Raw genomic sequence first — 21,208 nt, forward strand, 5'->3', positions numbered from 1 at the left:
CGACCTCAGCGCGTCGTTTGCCTGCGGAACTCCGCCGCAATGTGCTGCCCAGTCGCCACCCATACCTTGTCGTGACCGGCGATGTATTCGAGCGCTTCGCGCAGATAGGTCGCCCGATACGGGACTCCCATGATCCACGCGTGCAGCGGCAGACTCATGATGCGGCCCCCGTAGCGCTCGGCCTCGCGGTACAAAACGTCGAAACGATCTTTGGTCTGCGCCAGCCAGTCTTCCTCGGTGTGACGGAACTCCTGCAGAATCATTCGATCGTCACTCTCATGCACCAGGGGCATGGACAGCACGTCCTTGCCGCTGGTGTGCATCTCATAAGGCATGTCGTCGTTGGCCCAATCGCAGCAGTACTCGATGCCGTGCGCGGCGAGGATGTCGAGCGTGTGCCACGACTGCGAGCGGCCCGGCGAGAGCCAACCTTTAATCGACTGACCCGCGGCGCTCGCGAGAACATCGCAGGAGCGTTTGACCAGCTCCGCCTCCTGCACCTCGCTCAAGCCGCTGTGATGCAGATGCCCCATGTCGAGCCCATGCCCGACGATCTCGATCTTGCGACCGACCAGGTCGCGCAGCAGCGAGGGATAGCGCTCCGCAATCGCTGCGTTCACGAATGTGGACGCGGCGAGCTTGTAACGATCCAGCAGATCCAGAATGCGGAAGATGCCGACTCGATTGCCGTAATCGCGATTCGTGTAGTGACGATAGTCCGGATACGGCATGGTCAATCCGCCCGGCGCGAGGAACGGCGTCGCCGTCATGTTCAGCGGAAACCACTGCAGGATCGGCGTGACCCACAGCGCGACGCGTGCTCCGCCCGGCCATTCGATCCGAGGCCGGTCGGTCAGGCTCGACCACGGATAACGGTCGTGATCCATGCCATGACGGCGCATCGGATATTGCATGTATTCCGGCGGCAGACTCATGACTTCACCTCCGCGCCGGCTGTCAACATGTCGTCGTAATAGTGGCTGTAGAAATGCTCGGCAATTTCACGGCCGGTCGCGAGCCAGACATCGTCATGTCCCGCGATGTGCTGTAACGCCTCGGCAAACGGTTGAATGCGATGCGGATGACCGACCAGGTACGGATGCAGCGGAATGCACATCACCGTCCCGGAGCGCTCGCCTTCGGCGTAGAGCTGGTCGAACTGACGCTTGATGGTCTCGCCGTAATGGCGCGGCGGGCACTGATTGGTCAGATAGGCGATGACGTCGTTCATCTCCAGCGAATACGGAATGCTGATGAGCTTTCCGGACTTCACTGCGACCGGCATCGGCTGATCGTCGTGGAACAGGTCGCACGTGTAGCGAATGCCCGCCTCGGCCAGCAGGTCCATGGTCCACACGTTGTTCGACAGTGCCGGCGACAGCCAGCCGGCGATGCTCTGCCCGGTCCACTTGCGCACCGTCTCGATGGAGTCGACGATGATCTCGCGCTCCTGCTCGATCGACATGCCATAGGTGTAGCGCGTGTTGTAGATGCCGTGCGAGTAGAACTCCCAGCCGCGCTCGTTACATTCCTCGATGATCTCCGGGTGGTGCTCGCACATTGCGACATTCAAGGAGACCGAGCCGCGAATACCGACGGCGTCCATCGCATCCATCATTCGCTGCCAGCCGGCGCGATTGCCATAGTCACGATGCGAATAGGCCAGCACGTCCGGCAGCGGCCGCGCCCACGGCTTGCGCTTTGGATTGGGCGGCGGATCGAATTCGTAGAACTCGATGTTGGGGGCCACCCACACCGCGATGCGGGCGCCGTTCGGCCAGGTGATTTTCGGGCGCCGGTGGTACGACAGGAAGGAGTAGAGCTGGGGATCGGCCTGATTCGTCATGCATGCGCACCGGGTTCGCAGGTCTCGTAGTAGCGCAGCACATCGACCACCGGCAGCACGCCGCCATACTTGATCGCAATGTCGTACAGGTTGGCGAAGTGCGGGCTCTCGTGTTTGTCGGCGACGCACTCTTCGGCGACCATCGTGCGATAGCCGCGCGACACGCTTTCGACGACGCTTGCCCGGACGCAGCCCGACGTCGAGCCACCGGTGATGATGAGCGTGTCGCACTGATGCCAGACCATCAGCGACTGCAGATTGGTCTCATGGAACACGGACGGCATGCGCTTGTGCATGATGATGTCGCGCTGGGCATCGATCTGCAGGCGCGGATCCAGCTGCGCACGCTCCGAGCCATGTTTGATGTTCTGTAACGAATCGGGCGTGTTGGTGCGGGTTCCCCATACGCCGCAGTCCTCTCCGGATTCGAGATACGCCACGTACGTCCACACCACCGGCAAGTGCCTGGCGCGCGCCGCGGCGGCCAGCTGATTCACGTACTCGAGCTGACGAGGATCGGTTTCGTAAGCAGTGGCGAACGTGCCCACCGCGGTATATGCCTTCTGCAAATCGATGTTGACCAGCAAAGGTCGGCGCCCGAAGGGCATGTGGGGACGATTGGGACGCTGCTGCAACTCCCGGTAGAGCTGCCGAGCCGTCTTGTCGGAAGATTCCATTGAGCCTTTCCCGCGGGGGCGATTGGATGTACTCTTACAACTAAGAACACTTAGTTACCTACGTTTGATAATCGCCACATCCGGTTGGCAAGTCAAGCACGCAACGTCCCGGTGCACGGCCCCGCCGCAGCGCCCCCCGATCGCACACAACAAAAGCCATGCTGCATTCGACGCAACCCCGCTCGCAGGCCGCCATCGCCGCCCGACTGAATTCGCTGGTAGGCGCCGACCGAATCACGATCGCCCCCGGTTGCTACGATGCCTTGTCGGCAACGCTGATCGAGCGCACGGGTTTCGAGTGCGCGTACCTCTCGGGTGCGAGCATTGCCTACACGCGCTTCGGCCGACCCGACATTGGATTGGTGTCGATGAGCGAAGTGGCCGAAACGATCTCGGCGATCCGCGAGCGCACTCCCATCCCGTTGATCGTTGACGCGGACACGGGCTTCGGCAACGCCGTCAACACGTACCGGACGGTTCAGCTGTTCGAACGCATGGGCGCATCGGCTATCCAGCTCGAAGATCAAGTCATGCCGAAGCGCTGCGGACACCTGCGCGGCAAAGCGCTGATCTCCGGCACAGAAATGGCAGGCAAGATCGATGCCGCCTGCAGCGCGCGCGTGCATCGAGAGACGATGATCATCGCTCGCACCGATGCGCTCGCCGTCGAAGGCTTCGACGCCGCGCTCGAGCGAGCGGAACTCTACGCGCAGGCCGGCGCCGACATGCTCTTCATCGAAGCGCTGCGCACCCATGAGCAGATGGAGATGGCCGTCGCGCGCATCGAGGACAAGGTGCCCTTGCTGGTGAACATGGTGGAAGGCGGCGACACGCCCATGGCAAGCGCGGCCGAGCTGGAACGACTGGGATTCGCCGTCGTGATTTTTCCGGGCGCTCTGGTCCGCGCCCTCACCTTCCAGGCCCTGCAGTTTCTCGAAACGCTACACCGCGACGGCGACACACGCGGCTTCGCCGACCGGATGATGAATTTCCCGGAGTTGCAGGCGCTGCTCGGAACGGAAGAGATTCTCGAACAGGGACGGCGCTGGGAGCGACCGTAGCCCCGTCATCACCTGCTCCAAGGCGGAGCTTCTTCGGCATCGAGTTGGTACCGCTCGACGGCGGCGGCAACGATATCGTCAGTTGCGTCACCGGCATCGGCCAGCGCACTCAGCGCGGCCACGGCGATATGTTGCCGATCCACCTCGAAGAATCGTCGCAAGGCACAGCGCGTGTCGCTGCGGCCGAAGCCGTCGGTGCCCAAGGCGACAAAGGGAGCGTCGACGAAACTTGCGATGAGGCCGGCGTATGCGCTGACGTAATCGCTCGCCGCGACAATCGGTACGGCTCCAGTCAAACACTCACTCACGAAACTGGTGCGCCGGGTTGCTTTACGATGCAGCCGGTTCCAACGCTCGACCTCCCGTGCCTCGCGCGCCAGCTCGCTGAAACTCGTGACGCTCCAGACCTCCGCTTCGATGCCCCAATCATCTTTCAACAGAGTCGCCGCCGCCAGCGCCTCTCTGAGAATGGCCCCCGAGCCCAGCAGCCGGATCTTCGGTGCCGTGCACGGCGAGATTCGATACATTCCTCTGATGATCGACTCGGCCACGCCCTCGGGCAGCGAGGGTTGCGGATAATTTTCGTTCATCACCGTGATGTAATAGAAAACATCCTCGCGACGTTCCAGCATCTGTCTGGCCCCGTGATCGAAGATCACCGCGAGCTCGCTCGCGAACGCAGGATCATAGGCTCGGCAGTTCGGAATCGCGGCCGCGGCGAGGTGGCTGGAACCATCCTGGTGCTGGAGCCCTTCCCCGCCCAACGTGGTACGACCCGCGGTAGCCCCGATCAGAAATCCACGCGCCCGCTGATCCGCCGCCGCCCAGATGAGATCGCCGACGCGCTGGAAGCCGAACATCGAGTAGTAGATATAGAACGGCAACAGGGGCAGGCCGTGCACGCTGTACGAGGTTGCGGCCGCAACCCACGACGACAGCGCTCCCGCTTCGGTGATTCCCTCTTCCAGCAACTGCCCATCGCGCGATTCACGATAGGCGAGCATCGAGCCGCCATCTTCGGGCGTGTACAGCTGCCCGACGGGCGAGTAAATGCCGATCTGGCGGAACAGATTGGCCATGCCGAAGGTGCGAGCCTCGTCGGCGACGATGGGCACGAGGCGCGGCCCCAAGGCTGGGTCGCGCAACAGATTGCTCATCATTCGGACGATCGCCATCGTGGTCGACATCTCTTTGCCATCGGCGCGCAGAGCGAAGCCCGCGTACCCCTCGATCGCCGGCACCGTCAACGACTCGCTCGCCGAGCGTCGGGCGGGAACGCTGCCCCCCAAGGCGGCGCGGCGTTCCCGTAGATAAGTCATCTCCGAACTGTCGCTCGCCGGTCGCAGGAAGGCGAGCGAGGTGACTTGCTCATCGCTCAATGGCAACTTGAAACGATTGCGGAACTCGAGCAGAGCCTGGTCGTCGAGCTTCTTCTGCTGGTGGGAAGTGTTGCGCGATTCGCCGATCCCCCCCATGCCATAGCCTTTCTTGGTCTTGGCCAGAATGACCGTCGGCTGTCCGCGATGCTCCTGAGCCGCGCTGAATGCCGCATACAGTTTGCGAAAGTCATGACCACCCCGCTTCAGAGCATCGACCTGCTCCGCGGACATGTGCGCTACGAGCTGTTGCAACTCCGGAGTGAGCTTGAAGAAGTGCTCCTTGTTGTACGCGCCGTCGTTCGCCCCCAAGGTCTGGTAGGCGCCATCGACTGTTGCGGCCAGCTTTCGCAACAGGACATGCTGCTCGTCACGAGCGAACAGCGCATCCCAATCCGATCCCCACAGCACCTTGATCACATTCCAGCCGGCGCCGGCGAACAGGCTCTCCAGCTCCTGAATGATCTGACCGTTGCCGCGCACCGGACCATCGAGACGCTGCAGGTTGCAATTGATGATGAAGGTGAGATTGTCGAGCTGCTCGCGCGCCGCCAGCGTCAGCGCCGCGATGGACTCCGGCTCATCCATCTCGCCATCGCCGAACACGCCCCAGACATGTCGCTCGCCGCCGTCCATCAAGCCGCGGTGCTGCAAGTAGCGCATGAAACGCGCCTGATGGATCGCACTGATGGGACCGATGCCCATCGAGCCCGTCGGGAACTGCCAGAACTCCGGCATGAGCCAGGGATGGGGATAGGAACATAGCCCACCGCCGCCGACTTCCTGGCGGTAGCGCGCCAACTGTGCTTCATCCAGCCTGCCTTCCAGAAAGGCTCGCGCATACACCCCCGGCGCCGAATGCGGCTGGAAGTAGACCAGATCGCCCGCGAATCCCTCGCCGGCGCCGCGAAAGAAATGATTGAAACCGATCTCGAAGATCTCCGCCGCCGAGGCAAAGCTGGCGATGTGTCCGCCGAGCTCGCCGTAAGCCTTGTTGGCACGAACCACCATGACGAGCGCGTTCCATCGCATGATCGCGGTGATGCGCTCTTCCAAGGCGACATCTCCCGGATGTGGCGTCTGTTGATCGAGCGGGATGGTATTGCGATACGCCGAGTAGGGCCGGTTGCGAGACAGGGCCCCCAACTCGTGTGCCCGGGACTCGAGTTGGCTCAGTAAATATTCGGCTCGTACCGGACCGGCCGCGTCGATGACTGCCTCGAGCGACTCGAGCCATTCCAGGGTTTCGCCGGGATCGGTGTCGGCTGCGTCGATCGGGCCAGGGTCTCGGTGAGCTGCCATATATTTTTCGTCTGTCGTTCGGCCGCGTGGCTGGATCGCCCAGTGTATGATCGGCGCACACGCACCTTCTGCTGAAATGAGCCGGCTGCGGCTGAGTCGCCGGCACTTCGTGCTGCACTTGCCGGCTTTGGAAGCACACTATGCTGCCCGTCAATCTGGACCGCATCGATATCCGTATTCTCACCGAGCTGCAAAACGACGCTCGTTTGACCAATGTCGAGCTGGCACGACGCGTCAACCTCTCTCCTTCGCCGTGCCTGGCAAGAGTCCGCGCATTGGAGCGAGCCGGTATCGTGAATCGGTATGTGGCCTTGGTGAATCCCGCGGCCGTCGGCCTTGGGCTCAACGTGTTCATCCACGTCAGCCTGGAACGACAGGTCGAAAAGACCTTGCAACAGTTCCAGAGCGCGATCCATCGCTACCCGGAAATCGTCGAGTGTTATTTGATGACCGGCGACGCCGACTTCATGCTGCGCGTCGTGGTGCCGGACGTGCAGGCGCTGGAACAGTTCATTCTGAATGGCCTCACCAGGATCTCCGGTGTTGCCAGCATTCGTTCGAGCTTCGCTCTGAAGCAGGTGAAGTACGACACCGCGTTACCGCTGGCAGCGCTCAAATCCGGTACGACGATCGAGCGCCGGGCATCGAAGCGCAGCGCGTCGGGCGCGTCGCCTCGCGCGAGGCAGATGCGTGGCTGACGTCGACGGTCCGGAGGTACTGTGACCTGATCAACGATCACGGACCTCCCGCCGCCGTCCAGCCGCTTTCCGCCGCTATCGCCGCAACCAGCGACGACGCACAGCTCGTGAGATTCTTCTCCTGAGCGCAATTCACCGTGATCTGCTTGCGAGCGTCGTTGACAGCGAGGACCAGCCGCACTTCGATATGACCCGCATCGGTCTTGTACAGACCGGTCGGCTTCACCGCGCCAGCCATTCGATCGGCGTCGACGAAGACAAAGGCCGGCTCGGCGCTCTTGGACTCCATCTCGCGAATCGCATCGGTCAAAGCATCGCCGAGCGCCAGGTCATCGGCACCCGACTCGTGCAATAGAACGGGCCGCAGCACCAGCATCTTCGGCGTACGCAATGGCACGCGCTGTCGGGAAGCGCTATCCAGCAGACCGATGTCGAAGCTTCGGGTCTGCCCCTTGGGCGTGGCCACGTAGGGCTTCTGCACACCGCCCACGCCCCGAGCCAGCTTCACGACTTCGTCGACCGCATAGTCCATCAGCGGCGCGACATTGACGAACTTATCCTCGCGGAGCATCGCGCCTCTCATGGCTTTCAGGATCGCGTGAGTCAACAGTCCCTGACGATAGGGAGTGGCCTCGTAGCTGACGCGATCCGCCGCCGCGCCGATGAGAACGTAGAGCCCCGCGCGATCCTTCATACGATCGATGGCGCGGACCTGATCGGTCGGCACACTGCGTTCCACCGTGAGGCTGCTTTCGAACGCCCCGGCCGCGCAGGTATCGAGCACCACCGCCTGTTTCTCCGCGTCGGTCTTGAGCCAGGCGGCGATCTCCCGGCCGCTGATGGTCCGACTGGCTCGAATGCCGGGATCGGAAAGGTCGAGGGAATCCACCTCCTGGGTCGGGAAGAAGTACTCACCTCCAAACGACAGCCCATGACCCGAGAAATAAACAACGACCACATCCTCGGACCTGGCGGCGCCCAGGCGTTCGAAGGCCGCTTTGATATTCTGCTTGGTGGGCAAGCGCTCGGCGCGCTGACCGCTGGCGAGTAAATTGATATCGATATTGCCCACACCGAACAGCTGCGCACCTCCCAATTCCAGGGCATAGGCGATATCCGCGGCGTCCTTGGCCGCGAACTTCAGATCGATTTGTCGGCTCGGCTGCGAGTAATTGGAGACGCCCACGACAACGACCCAAAGTTTGGGAGCGACCTCATCAGTGCGGGAGTCCGGCGAGGCGAAATAGGTACCGCCACGGCTGCGAAGATAGCCCTCTTGATTGAACGCCTGGACCTCGAGCGCATTGTCGCGGCCATCGCGCAGTCGCGAACGATACTCCTGCAGGCTGACATGAATTTCCGCTCGAGCGGCATTCGGATCGAGATCCCGTGGCCGGGCGTCTTCCGCGATCTCTTTGCCATTCAACTTCAATCGCACCGGCCCGATGCCGCCACCTCGATTCGAGAGCTTGATGACGAGGTCCGAGTCGACCGCCGGATCGCCAATGACTTCCACGCGCGGGTGCAGAGCGACCTGACCGAAGCTTGCCACCGACGGCAGTTGCTCGGAGCTCATCTTTCGCGCCAGCAAGCCCGGCACGAAGAACCGCTCCTTCAGCTGATCGAGCTCGATCGTCTCGCGACCGACCACCCAATACAGCGGTGAGGACTCGCCGCCCTGAGGCGCGTCGAATCGACCGTCCGGGTCCACGACCACGGACTCGCGATCTCTGAAACTCACGATGGCCGCCAGCTCGCTGCCGGTGTCCTCGCGCCAGATACGCAACGTGCCATCACCACTCGTCGAAGCGATCAATCCATCCGGCAGATAAGTGGCCGAGCTCACCCAATCCGTATGCCCTGTCAAACGTCGCGTGAGCGAGCCGGTGGCCGCATTCAATATCTGCACGCCGCCTCGACCGCCGCCGATGAGCATTCGGCTGCCATCGGCGGAAAGTTCGAGCGAAGTGGACTGACCGTCGACATGAAACTCGCCGACAGTCTCGCCATGTTGTAGCGTGAGTACGCGCACCGATCCGTCATCGCTGCCCGCAAAAACTCTGCTGCCGTCGGCGGATAACGCGAGCGAATTGATCCCGGGCATGAATGTGCCGCCCAGACCATTGGACACGGCCACGGCGCCACCCGCTTCCCAAAGCATGCGCTGCCGCTTGATGTCCCAGAGCCGGACCTTGTTGTCCCCGGCGCCGGTGACGAGGAACTGTTCGTCCGGCGAAAAGAGCACGGCGTGCAGTCGTCGCGCGGAATGAACCAATGTCGCGCTCAGTCGCCCGCTGTCAGTTTCAAACACACGCGCGATGCCATCTGCGCTTGCAGTGGCCACTCGCGCGCCACTGGCGCTGAACGAAGCGGCATTCACGTTCGTCGACGGGTCGTTCCCCATTTCATAGACGGGTTCCGCTCCAGCGCGAGGGGCTGCGGCCGGTCGAGCGCCGGGATCGCTTTCATAGGTCTGAAGAAGACGTCCGGTCTGTGCGTCCCAGAGCTGCGCCCGACTCGCCGCGGAGGTCAGAAGTTTTGCCGAATCGGGCGAGAAAACGATCGATGCGAGGGAATCGGTTCGAGACAGCGCCCACGTGGTGCCCGCCCCCGTTGCGATCGTAAACAATCGAACGGTGCCATCGCTGTTGGCCGAAGCAAACTTGAGTTTGTCGGGCGAGACCACCGCCGCTCGCGGTACCGCGACTTCGCCGCCGAGCCGGACATCGAAGCGCTGATTCGTCACGTTCCAGCGCCGCACCACGCCTTCGTCGCCGGCGATCAAGATGGAATTGCCGTCGCCACTGAACACCGCGGCCCGGTTCGCCGCGCGGGGCCGTTGCACGGCCAGCACCTCCACGAATCCCGGATTCGCGCCGTTGCTCCACAGGCGCACGGTGCCATCGAAGCTCGCGGTCAAGATCTGGCGACCGTCACTCGAGATCGCCACGCCACTCAAATTCTGGGCGTGACCGCCGAAGTGGCGCAGCACCTTGCCGGCGCGAAAGTCCCAGAGCCTGGCATCGTTGATGTCACTGACCCCCGCCTCATAGCGACCGCCGCCTGTCACCAGCTGCGCTTCATCGCGCGAGAACGCGATGCTTCGCACCGGGCTGCCATGCTCGAGGCGTCGTAGCAACTTGCCATCGGCGGCGCGCCAGACTCGGATGGAGCCATCCAGACTGGCCGAAACGATCTCGCGGCCGCCGGACAGGAAACGAACCGCCATGACCGCCTGCGAATGACCGGACAGCTCACGCATCAGCCGACCGGTGTTCGCGTCCCAGATGCGCACCGTGTTGTCGAGTTGCATGTCGGGCGGATCGTAGCCGCCACCGGTCGCCAGCCACTCTCCATTCGGCGAAACCGCGATGGCCTGGATGAAACTGCGATGCCCTGCCATCGTTCGCAGCAGCGCGCCCGTTTCCAGCGACCAGACTCTCAGCACATTGTCCGAGCCGGCCGCGTACATGCGCTTGCCATCCGGCGAAATCGCCACACTATTGATGCCGCTGCGAGGCGCGTCGAATCGATAAATCTCGCGACCGGACTCCATGTCCCAGAGGCGGACGCTGTCGTCCCATGAACCGCTCAACAGCCACTTGCCATCGGGCGACAATGCCAACGAGGTAATCACCGAGCTGTGGCCCAGCGGCACCTTCAACTCCGCGGTGTCCACGCTGTCGAGGCGAGGCGCGGCGAGCACCGGACCGCTGAAGACCGACGCGACAGCGAGCAGCGCCAGCCTCCAGGCAATGACAATCGCCCCATTCATCCGTTGCATCTCGTCCCTCACTGTCGTTGTTTTATCTGGATGTCACGACCGGAGCCGAAGTCGAACAACACCGGCTGCTGCAACACCCGTTGTTGCAGGCCGGCCTCGCCATCGGCGGCCGGCACATAGTTGCCGCCCTTGATCTGGAACTGCCCCGCCGCCAGTTCCAGATACAGTTCCGGCACACGCGTGACGGCGTAGTTCATCCATTCGGTCAGCATGATTTTGTTGTCGCGACTCACGTCGGCCCGGAATTCCTGCAAGCCATCGTTGAGCAATGCATACATCAACAATCCGAGCCGCGTACGGCTGGTCTCGCGCGCGTACTGGTCCTTGCGACTGCCGACCAGAATTCTCATTCTTTTATCGTAGGCCAGCTGCCCCAGCCCGCGATTGCCCAGCGGCGCCGGCTTGAAACCGCCGTGCTGCAGGCCCGCTTCGGCATGGCAAGCATCGACGATCATGACCAGATCGCGGGCATCGACGCCACGCAACCAGCCGGCCAGCTGATCGCTCGATATCGCCCTCTCGAACAACGCCGGCGGCTGCAGCCCATGGTCGATGTTTGCAGGCAGCAGATAGAACTGCCCCGCCGCATCCACCAGACCATGGGTCGATACGATGATGAACACCATGTCGTCCGGATTGGCCCGGCGAAGCTGGTCCGCATTCGCAACTCCGGCCAGGGCGGCCATCTGCTCTCGATCTCCGGCGAGAGCTCTGATGGCGGCGCGAATATGCTCTCGGCTCGCCTGCATGACCGCCGGCTGTCCGGACGGCAGCGCTGCATGAGACAACAAGGAAACCCAGACCACCTCATCCACAACCGTTCTCAAGCCAGCTTGGAGCATCGTGCCCGATTCCACCGCGTCGTTCATCGCATAGCTGAGATTCCACGCGGCATCGCTGAAGGCATTCACCCCGACGGTCAGCAGGTACGCCCGTCGCGGAATTTTTGGCCGGTTCGGCAAGTCGACCTGCAAGGTCGCGGCCTGGCTCTTGATTCGATTCACATTGAACGCATACGCCGAGAACACCACCCGCTTCGCATCCATCGGCACGCGCACCTTGAACGGGAGTTGACGAGGGCCGTCACTCAGCGCCACGACTTTGTGAGTTCGCTGCCAGCGCGACAGTGCCTGCTGAGACGTTTCATTGGCGGGCGGCGCGTCTTCGACATCCGCGGGGAGCTGCTCTATCAGTTGGCCATCGCGAAACAATCTCACATCATAGACATCGGTGGCGTGCGTCTCATGTCGATCGCCGATGCTCACATCGCGCCGGGCGCCGGACACTTCGACCATGACGAGCATCGAGCTCGCATCGTCGGGCGAGGGCTCCGCGGAGAGTATCTTCACCGTCGGCTGCACCAGATTCAGATTCGACGGCAACGGCTCGCTGCTCATCCCTTCGCCAGCGAGCAAGCGCGGCCCGACACCCGGTGAATAGCCGTCCCGATAAAACGCTTCGATGGGCAACACGCCGTCCCGCAGCGGATGGCGAAATGACAATCCCAGCGTTTGATCGACGTTATCAGTATCGAAGGCGCCGGAGGGCGACGCCACGATCCAGCCACTACGCGCCAACTGTTTCAACACCAGCAGGGGCGGACTCGCCGTGGGCCGGTCCGATGCCGCACGCCACAGCGCCACGGCGTTCCTCGACGTGACCCCGACCACCAGGGACATATCATTCTGCTCGGCGACGCGAGCCACGGCACCGGGCGCTCTAACGTAACTCAACGATGCGTCGGGGTCGTCACGATTCCAGAGGCGCAGCTCGCCGCCGTCGGTACTCGCCGCCAGCCGTCGCGAGCCCAGAAACTGCAAGTACGTCAGCGTCGCGCCGCCGATCCGCAATGTTTCCGCACGCGTGATCTCTTTCTTGCCGACGTTCCATAGATCGACGCGCCCGTCGCCATACCCCACCGCGAACGCCGTTCCATCCCCGGCGACCGCAATGGCGCGCACCGTGCCGGCGCCGGTCGGCGGCGGAACAGTTCCCTTGCGCTTCGGCCGCACCAGATATTCCACCCGGTCGCCACCATAGTGCCTCAGCAAGAAGTTGCCATCGTCGCTGATCGCGAGCGCCGCCGGGTGGGTTTCCTTATCCAGTGTCCAGAGCTTCTTGCAGGCGTCGACACTGAAAACCGCCACCGCATCGTCGGCCCCCATCCGGCCGCCCGCGATCACGATGGCTCGCGCGTTCTCGGAGAACGCGTGCGAACGAAGCCCGAGAACCGGCCGGCCATTGAGCGAGCATCGGGACAACTTTGCGCCCGACGGCAGCGCCCGCCGTTCGATGGCAAAGTCATCGTGAAAGCCCTCGAACACGGAACGGATCAGATTGGCCTCGCCCTCCTCGCCAAAGATCACTAGCTCGGCGCCCGCGGGGTCGCTCGCGGATTTGCGGAGCCTGGTGACACCACTTTGCTCGCCGTCCACGTCCATCGTCCTGGCAAACGACGACAACGGCTGATCCGAACGCAGGTCGAAGGTGCTGACATTGCCCGCGCCGTTGTTCACCACCAGGCGGTTTCCGGCAAGAAACATTGCATCCAGCGCGGGACGCGAGCTCGCCGTCAGTCTGCCGACGTTGACGCCGCTCAGCTCGATGGGAGATCGAGCAGCCTTGGTGGGAGCCGCGGACATGAACACATCGCGGCCCATGCCATACGCCAGCCACTTGCCATCGGGTGAAACCGACACCGAACCGATATCCGGTTTCGGATTCCATCCCCGGTGGTCAGCCTGCAATTCCCGGATCAACCGGCAGGTGGAAACATTGTAGGCGACCACTCTTGCGTCCGGCCCGTAGATGACCACCTGCGCAACGGCGACGACCCCGTCGGCCGTTGCGAAATAACGCCGGGGATTGATCCGGTACTGTGCAAAACCCAAAGGATCTTTGCGAATGTCCTCCGGGCGCAGCGCCGTGAGCATGGGAATACGACAACTGTTGTTCCGCCACCGGACGGCGTCCGCCCGGATCTCGGCGCTGACATCGAATGATCCCGGATACTGTTCATAGGCCACCTGCCCGTCCGCCTGCCAGGCCACTCCGAGCGGCTGCTTGTCATCCGGATCCCCGAATCGTTGGACGGCAATCGTCGGCTGACGCCCCGACACGTCCACCATCAGCAATCCATCGGGGGTCGTCAGCGCCAGTCTGGTTCCGTCCGGCGACAGCGCGGACGCCTGCCATTGAGGAATCTCCTGCGAGCTCAACTCGCGATGTTCCGCCAGACTCCAGAGGGTGAAACGACGTTCCGCAACCACCATCAGTCGGGAATGATCGGAGTTGAGGTGCAACGAACGAACTTCACCGCCGCGCACGCTGAACCGCTCACGTTCGTTTTGCCGTCGCAGCTCCCAGAAAACGACCTCGCCTCGACGCGTTCCCGCCAGCAACAGATGGTTGCGTACGCTCACCGCCAGCGCGGAAATCTGTTCTCCACTCGAAACCGCACCATATTCGCTCGCGTACGCCACGTCCCACAGATGTATCGCGCCGCCCTCGTCCGCCGACGCCATGACGCTGCTGTCTTCGGAGAAGATCGTTTGTATGACGTCCGCGGAGTGGCCCGCCTGGACATAGAGATCGAAACTCACATCGACGGCCTCGGCGCTCCACGCCGACGCCCGGCTGTCGAACAAACTTACAAACAACGCACTCGCAGCGAACGAGACGATGGCAATCACTGCGCGCCGAGCTAGACTGCATCCCTGCCTCACTGATGTATCACCAAAAAGAAAGGGACACAGAATGTATCAGGAAAGGTGCAAGCGGTTCGGCATTCACGGGGCACATCTGATTCTGGGCGCGTTCGCGACGTTGCTGGCGGCGGGATGTTCCTCCGACGCTCAGACTCAGAATAACAAAGCCGCGAATATCACTTCCGTCGCCGCGACCGGCGGCGGTGCGAATGAATGGTGTACCCTGGACGCGCCCGCCCAAGTCAGCGCGGACGGCATCGTACGGCTCGGCCTGATCGTCGGCGTGGGCACGTTTCAAAACAAAGACATCAAGCCGCTGCTCGCGCCCGCCGAGGATGCACGAACGCTGGCGGATCTGATCACCGCGCCCACCGGCTATGGCTTTCCGAAATCGAATGTATGCGTGCTGACCGATCGGCAGGCCACTCGCCCGGCGTTTGTGAGCTCTTTCCAACGCGCGCTGAGCGATCGAGCGAAAGCGATCGGCGGCAAGCACCCGGTCCAGGTGCTGGTGTTCTTCTCGGGTCACGGCAGCTACACCGTCGACCATTCCAAGGATGAGCCGGACGGCAAGGACGAGTTGCTGATCCTGCACGATTCCTGGGCGGGCGGAGTCAGCCCGCTGCGCGACGATGAATTCAACGGCATGATCGCCGGCCTGCACCGGCAGACACAGGACATCGTAGTCATCCTCGACTCCTGCCACTCCGGCTCGGCCACCAAGGGCCTGAGCACGGAGGACGTCGTCGAGAAAATGACGCCCCCCCAGAGCGGGGTCGTCAGCGGCGACGACAATGGCCCCGAGCTCGACAGCTTGCCCGGTGTGGTTCGGCTCGCCGCCGCACGGGACGGAACCGCGGCATTGGCACCGAAGAATGGCGGCCGAAGTTACTTCACCGTGGCACTCGAGGACGTGCTGGCGAAAGTCGAATCGCAACCGCTGTCCTGGGAACAAGTCGCGCGCCGCATGCGCATCCAGTTGAGTGAGGCCACGCTGGGACGGCAACTGCCCGTGTTCCAGGGCGACCTGACCAAACTGGTGTTCTCCGACCAGGATCGCGCCCGCCCCTATGGCTGGGTCGTCGATACCATCCAGGGTGAGAATTTGAATCTGCGCGGGGTGCCGCTGCCGGGCTGGAGCCTCAACGCCGAGCTGCGCATCTATGCTGGCAATGTCGATCGCGGCGACGTTTCCGACCCGCAGGCCGCGAAGGCATCGGCCAAGATCATGGACTTCCACGGCATCACGGCCAAAGCGAAAGTCGTCGAGCCGCCCAAGTCGGAAATAAAGCCCGGCGACATCGCGGTGCTGAGCATTCGCGGCGAGGACTCGTTACGTCTGCCGGTAACGATCGCGACCACGGGCAAATACAAGCTGTCGCCGAAGAGCGCCGCGGAAATCACCGCGCTGATCAATTCACCGGAGTACAGCGATTTCATGACGCTCTCCGATAAGAGCGGCGCCTTCATCGTGGAAAGCGCGGGCTCGGGCCAATTTGCCATCCGCGGACCGGAAGGTGTCGTGCGCATCTCCAAGCTGGGCCCGGCGCCAGGCATGGTGCCGCACAGACTGAAGAGTTTCGCCCGCCAGCAAATCCTTCTGTCCATGGAAGGCGAGCCCGGCATGAGCATGCGAAACAACGACACCCTGCGCGTGCGCCTGGTGCGGCTGCCGCCCGCCGAGCGGGATGAATGCCCCTATCGCGAGCGCGCCCTTCAACAATGGGTCGAGCAATGCCCCAACCAGGAACATCTGATTCCGGTCTGCTCGCAGTGGCGGGTCGAAGTCGCCAACACCGGCTCGCGCTCGCTGCGGATCGGTGGCGCGGTGCTGTTCAACGACGGAGCAACCCTGGGCCTGCCCGTCGACGGCGACAATCTGGTGCTGCCGCCGGACGGCACCTTCCATCCGCTCGACCCGGGCGGCATCGAAAGCAAGCCGCCATTGAACGTTCCGGAGTATGTCGTGGTATTCGGCACCGACCAGACGCTGGATATCGATTGGGGCCTGCTGCAGGACCCCGTCACCCTGAGGAAGGGCGGCGAACATCCACTCGCCAAGACCATGCGGGGTCTGCTCGGCGAGGGCATCGCGAAGAGCGGCAACTACTATGCGAACACGGGCACGACGCCGTGGACGTCGACGACGCTGCCCTATCGCGTCCTCACCAATCCACAGTTCGAAGCTCGCGATGCCGCGGCCCGCAGTTGCCCGACGCCGGACGATAAGGAATATACGTTGGCGGCGTTCGATATCGACCCGTACCTGCCCGCCGCCGACAATCCGCTGCACAAGGTCCTGAGCTCCGGCTATCAACTCGCCAATCGGGCCTTTGCCAACGGTGCGCTCGACGGTGTGCCGTATCGTCAGCATGGCTGGAGCAAGGGCAGCGGCAAAGCGCTACCGGCGGATGACGCGGCGAACCTGAAAGAAGGCATCGATTGTTCACGAGCCATCTGGTACGCGTTCACGCGCAGCGGTGCGCCGTACACCAGCCGCAAATGGCATGGCGGTTACCTGTCGACGGCGGAAATGTTCGACGCCGAGGCCGGCAGTTGCTCGACCAGCACGCCGAAGAAATCGCTGATGCACGAAAACTTCGACAGCTGCATGGGCGAGGACCTGCGCACCGGCGATGTGCTGGTCTATCAAGGCCCGCATCCCGACACCGGCAAGTGCGTCGGTCATACCGTGATGGTCGTCGACCCCGAGCAGTTCGTCGGCTGGGGCTCGCATGGCTGGGACGGCTCGACCGACGATGAAGGCAAACGCCTCAACGACACCGGCGTGGAATATCAGAAGATCCTGCAAGCTCGTTGGAACCGCTGGGATCGCACTCAATACAAACTGAAAGCGTGCTGGCGGCACCGCCAGTTCGTCGAGAAAAACCAAACCGTGGCGATCGCCAAGGAGCAAGCACGATGAATGAATCGAGACGTCACGCCCTGCAAGGCATGAGCATGCTACTGGCGGCCGCGGCTTGCGCCGGGTGCAGTCCGGAAGCGACACCCGCCGCAGCAGCGGGCAATCCGAGCGAAGGCGTTCCCCCTCCCACGGCGGCCAACCCATCGGCTGAACCGAAGATCGACGAGGCAACCCTCGACTTCTGGACGAAATCGGTTCGTGAGCCGGCCGAGCTCTACGCCGCCGGCATGGAACCGATGTCCGCAGCCATCGCCAATCCGGAGTTCCTGTTCTATCACCCCGAGAAAGGATTTCTGATGGCCTCGGACCCCGAGGCCGGCGCGTTACCCGACAAGGGCAACCTGCAAGCGATGCTGCGCGTGGAACGGTTTCGGCCGGCCGCGAAGGACCGCACCGACCTGGGCAATCTGCAGCAAGGCTCGCTGCGCATCGATTTACAGCAAACCCAGCCGATGCCGGGGCTGGCGGAAGCGCTCGCCTGGTCGGCGGTGGCGGCATTTCTGCCCGAGACCGGCGGCAAGCTGCCCGCGCTGAAGAATCTCGAGTTCAACCCCGGCACCGCGTGGGGCAATCTACAGACCGTGCCGATTCCCGAAGGCCTGGGCTTCTGGAGCTGGAACTTCTTCGTTCAGCGCAAGGAAAGCAACTGGAGTCGCTTCTTCTCCTTCCTTCGCGAAAGCGCACAGGTCGCGGTGCCCTTCCTCGGCCTGCCGGCGATCGCGGTGAGCGCGCTTCAACAGGTGGATAAGCTGGTCGGTTATCTCCAGTCGACCGACCGGACCCAATGGCTGCTGCAAAGCACGGCCATCCCGGTATTCGGCACCAAGGCCGCCGCCGATAAAGTGGGCAGCTCGGGAGTCGGATTGCGCACCGGCCGATACCTGGTCGTGCCGACCGACCAGGTCGGCAAGATCGCGGATGTCGCCTCGAAGGCGATGCTCACTCGCGAAGGCCTGGTGGTACCCAAGGGCACCAATCCGTTGAAGGTGTTCGAAGCCGCGGAACAGTTTCTCCCGGAGGTGCGCTACCTGAGCGTGTATGTGAAGGCGGACGTCTCGTAGTCCGACTGCGCCATACCAGAAATCAACGAGTTGCTCTCCATCGCCGCTCGACCGTCGGTCGGGCGGCGCTGCCCGCCAGGTAGAGTTTTCCTCGCTCCCTCCTCGACTTACCGGAGCCGGATCCGTACCATCTGCGCCCCTGGTCGCCGGGACAGTGCCAGTCGGGCCCGCGCCGACCGCTTTGTCGTTTTCCGGACGCAACGCGCCCGTAGCTCAGCTGGATAGAGCATCGGCCTTCTAAGCCGGTGGTCGGGGGTTCGAGTCCCTCCGGGCGCGCCAATTTTTGTCGCCTGGCAACGCTCGAACTTCTAGTGTTCCAGGCGAGTTCGTATATACTCTGCGCCCCGCGTCGGACGGCCCCTCGATGGACCGCTCGCCGGGAGCCACAGCGATGTGGCGGATTGGACAATGGTGGACGTAGCTCAGTTGGTAGAGCCCCGGATTGTGATTCCGGTCGTCGTGGGTTCGAGCCCCATCGTCCACCCCAAATTCTAAACGGCGCCGGCCTCTTTCCGGACGCCGCCACGAAGCGGAATAAGTGGGCTGCTAGCTCAATTGGTAGAGCAGCTGACTCTTAATCAGTTGGTTATAGGTTCGAGTCCTATGCGGCCCACCACTTTCCCGCTTTGAAATCCGCGAGTTACGAGCTCGGCGCGACTACGAAACTCCTGCTTCCATAAAATTGGCTATAAAATTCGTTTCGGCAAAAAAAACGGCCTCGCACCGGCGGTTCGACGCAACAACTTCATGAAGGGCAAGCCGGCGAAGAGAGCTTGAGCCACCCTCCTGTGATGCGCAAAAATCACTCCAGGCCGTTCTCGGCTGGATCGATTTGATCACGCGCGCGCCAGCGAGTACTCGTGGTGCAACCCGCCGAGTATTGGCTCGCCATGAACCGAGCGAAAGTCATCGAGTCGATGCCGTGACTTCGACAATGGCACCGACAGATCGGCGGGAGGATCGGGGACGCCTGGACCCAACGCAGAATGCGGGCGTCCGCGGTTGTAATGCGCCACCCAAGATTTGAGCGTCTGGCGCAGATGTGCTTCCGAGAGTGGAATGAGCCAGTCCAAACACTCTCGGCGAAGGGTGCCGATGACGCGTTCACAAATGGAATTCGCTTTTGGACTTCTCGGCAGGCTCTTCAATACGCGCAGACCCAACCGCTGGATGCACTCATCTACCTCGGTCGAGAAGATGCTGTCCCGATCGTGCAACAGGTACGCGTATTGCTCCTCGTATCCGACCGCCTCGCGTAGTTGCTGCCGCGTCCATTGCGCGGTCGGATGCGCTGTTACGTTAAAGTGAATCAGTCGACTGCTATGATGTTCGATGACGACGAGCACGTACAAGACCCGGAACGTGCTGGTCACCGCAACACAGAAATCACACGCGATAATGGCTCGTGCGTGATTGCGAAGGAAAGTCGACCATCGTTGATCGCCGCGTGGCCGTCCTGGTGCAGGTCGCGGCATGTACTTGCCCACCGTGCGTGGTGACACTTGCAGGCCGAGCTTCAACAGCAATTCGTTCGCGATGCGCTCTTGACCCCATGCTGGATTCTCTCGTGCCATCCGTCGGATCAGTTCGCGTAGCTCTTTCGGAATGGGTGGCCGCCCTGACCGACACTTCCACCGCCACCACAGCCGGAACCCCGCTCGATGCCAGCCAATCAGCGTTTCAGGCCGGACAATCACCAATGCAGATCGCCAGTCGAACCAGCGCGACAGGAGCGTCAATGTGACCCGGGTGGCGGCATCGACCCGCCTCGGCTTCACACCGCGTTCGCGATACAGCGCCAGCTGGCGACGTAGAAACAAAATCTCCGCTTCCAACGATTCGCGCGGCCGAAGCAAGAGCCCGCACCACTGGAGCAGGTCCCAGGCCAGGCGAACGATGATGGAGAACGCGCTCAGCACGCCGCGATGATGCCATAGTTACGGCAACTGGCCACTCCAGAGGCCGAGATCGAATTTTTGCGGACCACAGCGAATATCTCGACCAAACCTTCTTCTGGAACGGCCTCGATCTCCATCGCAAGCTGGATCGTTTCGCCCTTTATTACAACCACCGACGCGTTCATGCCGGATTGAATGGTCGGACGCCTGTCCAGCAATGCGGCATGACTGCGGGCGCGCGATTTGCTGGTGTGGAACCAATCGAAGCTCCGGGCTGGCGCTGTCTTCTCAATCACTGCCGCGTCCTCAGTGCGCAGTCGGATCCGACATCAAATTGCAGTGGGCCAGTCGTCAGCACCGACCGCACCACCATCAGAGCGTTATACCAATCGAAACAGCGCGACAGCAGCGCCAATGCCAGTCGGGTTGGCGCATCCACCCGCCTCGGCTTCGTCCCGCGTTCGCAGTACAGCGCCAACTGCCGGCGCAGAAGCAGTATCTTCGCCTTCAATGACTCGCTCGGCCGAAGCGAGAGCCGACACCTCAGGATCAGATCTCAGGTCAGTCGGACAATCATGGAGGACGGGCCCAGCACGCCACGATCATGCCCACGGCTGCACGTCGGCCCCGCATCTCAGAGACCAGATCGAATTTTCGCGAAGGACAGCGGACGATCACCGGAATGGCGCGAGGTGTTCGCCGCGAGTCCCGCGCCCTGCTGTTGGCGGTAGGCGCTCCGGATGTCGTTTTACAGCGTGCTGCCGGACGATGCTGGCATCGCGCAGGGAGGCGAGCGGCCTGCGCCCGGTCATGGAAGAATTCACACCTCTCCACCACCCACCCATGGGTGAGGCTGCAACAAATGCTCGTCC

At 62.6% G+C, this 21,208-nt stretch carries 12 protein-coding genes and 3 tRNA genes; 7 read left to right on the forward strand and 8 right to left on the reverse strand.

The annotated features are described in order from the left end of the window. Window positions 1–5: 5 nt before the first annotated feature. Genes EKO19_RS21455 through EKO19_RS21465 form a run of 3 tightly spaced genes read right to left on the reverse strand, consistent with a single transcriptional unit; the run spans window position 6 to window position 2,523 of the window. On the reverse strand, window positions 6–935 hold the full coding sequence (locus EKO19_RS21455; protein ID WP_129778466.1) for a polysaccharide deacetylase family protein: 930 nt from the start codon (window positions 933–935) through the stop codon (window positions 6–8). Continuing rightward, a complete protein-coding gene (locus EKO19_RS21460) occupies window positions 932–1,846 on the reverse strand; it encodes a polysaccharide deacetylase family protein (protein ID WP_129778467.1) in 915 nt (304 codons plus the stop codon). Before EKO19_RS21460 ends, EKO19_RS21455 begins: the two co-directional genes overlap by 4 nt. Then, window positions 1,843–2,523: an isochorismatase family protein gene (locus EKO19_RS21465; RefSeq protein ID WP_129778468.1), complete on the reverse strand. Its 681-nt coding sequence runs from the start codon at window positions 2,521–2,523 to the stop codon at window positions 1,843–1,845. The genes EKO19_RS21460 and EKO19_RS21465 overlap by 4 nt, the downstream gene beginning before the upstream one ends. 158 nt (window positions 2,524–2,681) lie before the next feature. Between EKO19_RS21465 and EKO19_RS21470 the strand changes: the two genes are divergently transcribed. Continuing rightward, entirely contained in the window at window positions 2,682–3,584 is a 903-nt protein-coding gene (locus EKO19_RS21470) for an isocitrate lyase/PEP mutase family protein (RefSeq protein WP_129778469.1), read from the forward strand. Between the two features lie 8 nt (window positions 3,585–3,592). On the opposite strand, the gene mdeB is transcribed toward EKO19_RS21470, so the two are convergent. Continuing rightward, the gene (mdeB, locus tag EKO19_RS21475) at window positions 3,593–6,262 is read right to left on the reverse strand and encodes an alpha-ketoglutarate dehydrogenase (RefSeq protein WP_129778470.1); all 2,670 of its coding nucleotides are present in this window, start codon (window positions 6,260–6,262) and stop codon (window positions 3,593–3,595) included. A 140-nt stretch (window positions 6,263–6,402) separates the two neighbouring features. On the opposite strand from mdeB, the gene EKO19_RS21480 reads away from it, so the two are divergent. Beyond that, window positions 6,403–6,960, forward strand: coding sequence for an Lrp/AsnC family transcriptional regulator (locus tag EKO19_RS21480; RefSeq protein WP_129778471.1), 558 nt, complete (start codon window positions 6,403–6,405; stop codon window positions 6,958–6,960). A gap of 37 nt (window positions 6,961–6,997) precedes the next feature. On the opposite strand, the gene EKO19_RS21485 is transcribed toward EKO19_RS21480, so the two are convergent. After that, window positions 6,998–10,735 (reverse strand): caspase family protein, encoded by a 3,738-nt coding sequence (locus EKO19_RS21485; protein ID WP_175597143.1) that lies wholly within the window; start codon window positions 10,733–10,735, stop codon window positions 6,998–7,000. Window positions 10,736–10,752: 17 nt separating this feature from the next. Further along, window positions 10,753–14,436: a WD40 repeat domain-containing protein gene (locus EKO19_RS21490; RefSeq protein ID WP_129778473.1), complete on the reverse strand. Its 3,684-nt coding sequence runs from the start codon at window positions 14,434–14,436 to the stop codon at window positions 10,753–10,755. 64 nt (window positions 14,437–14,500) lie between these two features. On the opposite strand from EKO19_RS21490, the gene EKO19_RS21495 reads away from it, so the two are divergent. The 5 genes from EKO19_RS21495 (at window position 14,501) to EKO19_RS21515 (ending at window position 19,054) form a co-directional block, all read left to right on the forward strand. After that, on the forward strand, window positions 14,501–17,377 hold the full coding sequence (locus EKO19_RS21495) for a caspase family protein (RefSeq protein WP_157995372.1): 2,877 nt from the start codon (window positions 14,501–14,503) through the stop codon (window positions 17,375–17,377). Then, entirely contained in the window at window positions 17,374–18,438 is a 1,065-nt protein-coding gene (locus EKO19_RS21500) for a hypothetical protein (RefSeq protein ID WP_129778475.1), read from the forward strand. Before EKO19_RS21495 ends, EKO19_RS21500 begins: the two co-directional genes overlap by 4 nt. 202 nt (window positions 18,439–18,640) lie before the next feature. Further along, a tRNA-Arg gene (locus EKO19_RS21505) sits at window positions 18,641–18,717 on the forward strand. 132 nt (window positions 18,718–18,849) lie between these two features. After that, window positions 18,850–18,925, forward strand: a tRNA-His gene (locus EKO19_RS21510). A gap of 53 nt (window positions 18,926–18,978) precedes the next feature. Then, window positions 18,979–19,054: transfer RNA gene (locus EKO19_RS21515), tRNA-Lys, on the forward strand. A 220-nt stretch (window positions 19,055–19,274) separates the two neighbouring features. Here EKO19_RS21515 and EKO19_RS21520 read toward each other — a convergent pair. Then, window positions 19,275–20,357 carry an integrase core domain-containing protein gene (locus EKO19_RS21520; RefSeq protein WP_129778476.1) on the reverse strand — a complete coding sequence of 361 codons (1,083 nt, stop codon included), beginning with the start codon at window positions 20,355–20,357 and terminating at the stop codon, window positions 19,275–19,277. Further along, window positions 20,351–20,632, reverse strand: coding sequence for a hypothetical protein (locus EKO19_RS21525; protein ID WP_129778477.1), 282 nt, complete (start codon window positions 20,630–20,632; stop codon window positions 20,351–20,353). The genes EKO19_RS21520 and EKO19_RS21525 overlap by 7 nt, the downstream gene beginning before the upstream one ends. Window positions 20,633–21,208: the final 576 nt, after the last annotated feature.

Source organism: Peristeroidobacter soli (genome assembly GCF_004138485.1).
Taxonomy (GTDB): Bacteria; Pseudomonadota; Gammaproteobacteria; order Steroidobacterales; family Steroidobacteraceae; genus Steroidobacter; species Steroidobacter soli.

Coding starts and splice junctions, on each gene's coding strand:
- EKO19_RS21455 (WP_129778466.1), bottom strand. CDS start 935: ATGAGTCTGCCGCCGGAATACATGCAATATCCGATGCGCCGTCATGGC.
- EKO19_RS21460 (WP_129778467.1), bottom strand. CDS start 1,846: ATGACGAATCAGGCCGATCCCCAGCTCTACTCCTTCCTGTCGTACCAC.
- EKO19_RS21465 (WP_129778468.1), bottom strand. CDS start 2,523: ATGGAATCTTCCGACAAGACGGCTCGGCAGCTCTACCGGGAGTTGCAG.
- EKO19_RS21470 (WP_129778469.1), top strand. CDS start 2,682: ATGCTGCATTCGACGCAACCCCGCTCGCAGGCCGCCATCGCCGCCCGA.
- mdeB (WP_129778470.1), bottom strand. CDS start 6,262: ATGGCAGCTCACCGAGACCCTGGCCCGATCGACGCAGCCGACACCGAT.
- EKO19_RS21480 (WP_129778471.1), top strand. CDS start 6,403: ATGCTGCCCGTCAATCTGGACCGCATCGATATCCGTATTCTCACCGAG.
- EKO19_RS21485 (WP_175597143.1), bottom strand. CDS start 10,735: ATGAATGGGGCGATTGTCATTGCCTGGAGGCTGGCGCTGCTCGCTGTC.
- EKO19_RS21495 (WP_157995372.1), top strand. CDS start 14,501: ATGTATCAGGAAAGGTGCAAGCGGTTCGGCATTCACGGGGCACATCTG.
- EKO19_RS21500 (WP_129778475.1), top strand. CDS start 17,374: ATGAATGAATCGAGACGTCACGCCCTGCAAGGCATGAGCATGCTACTG.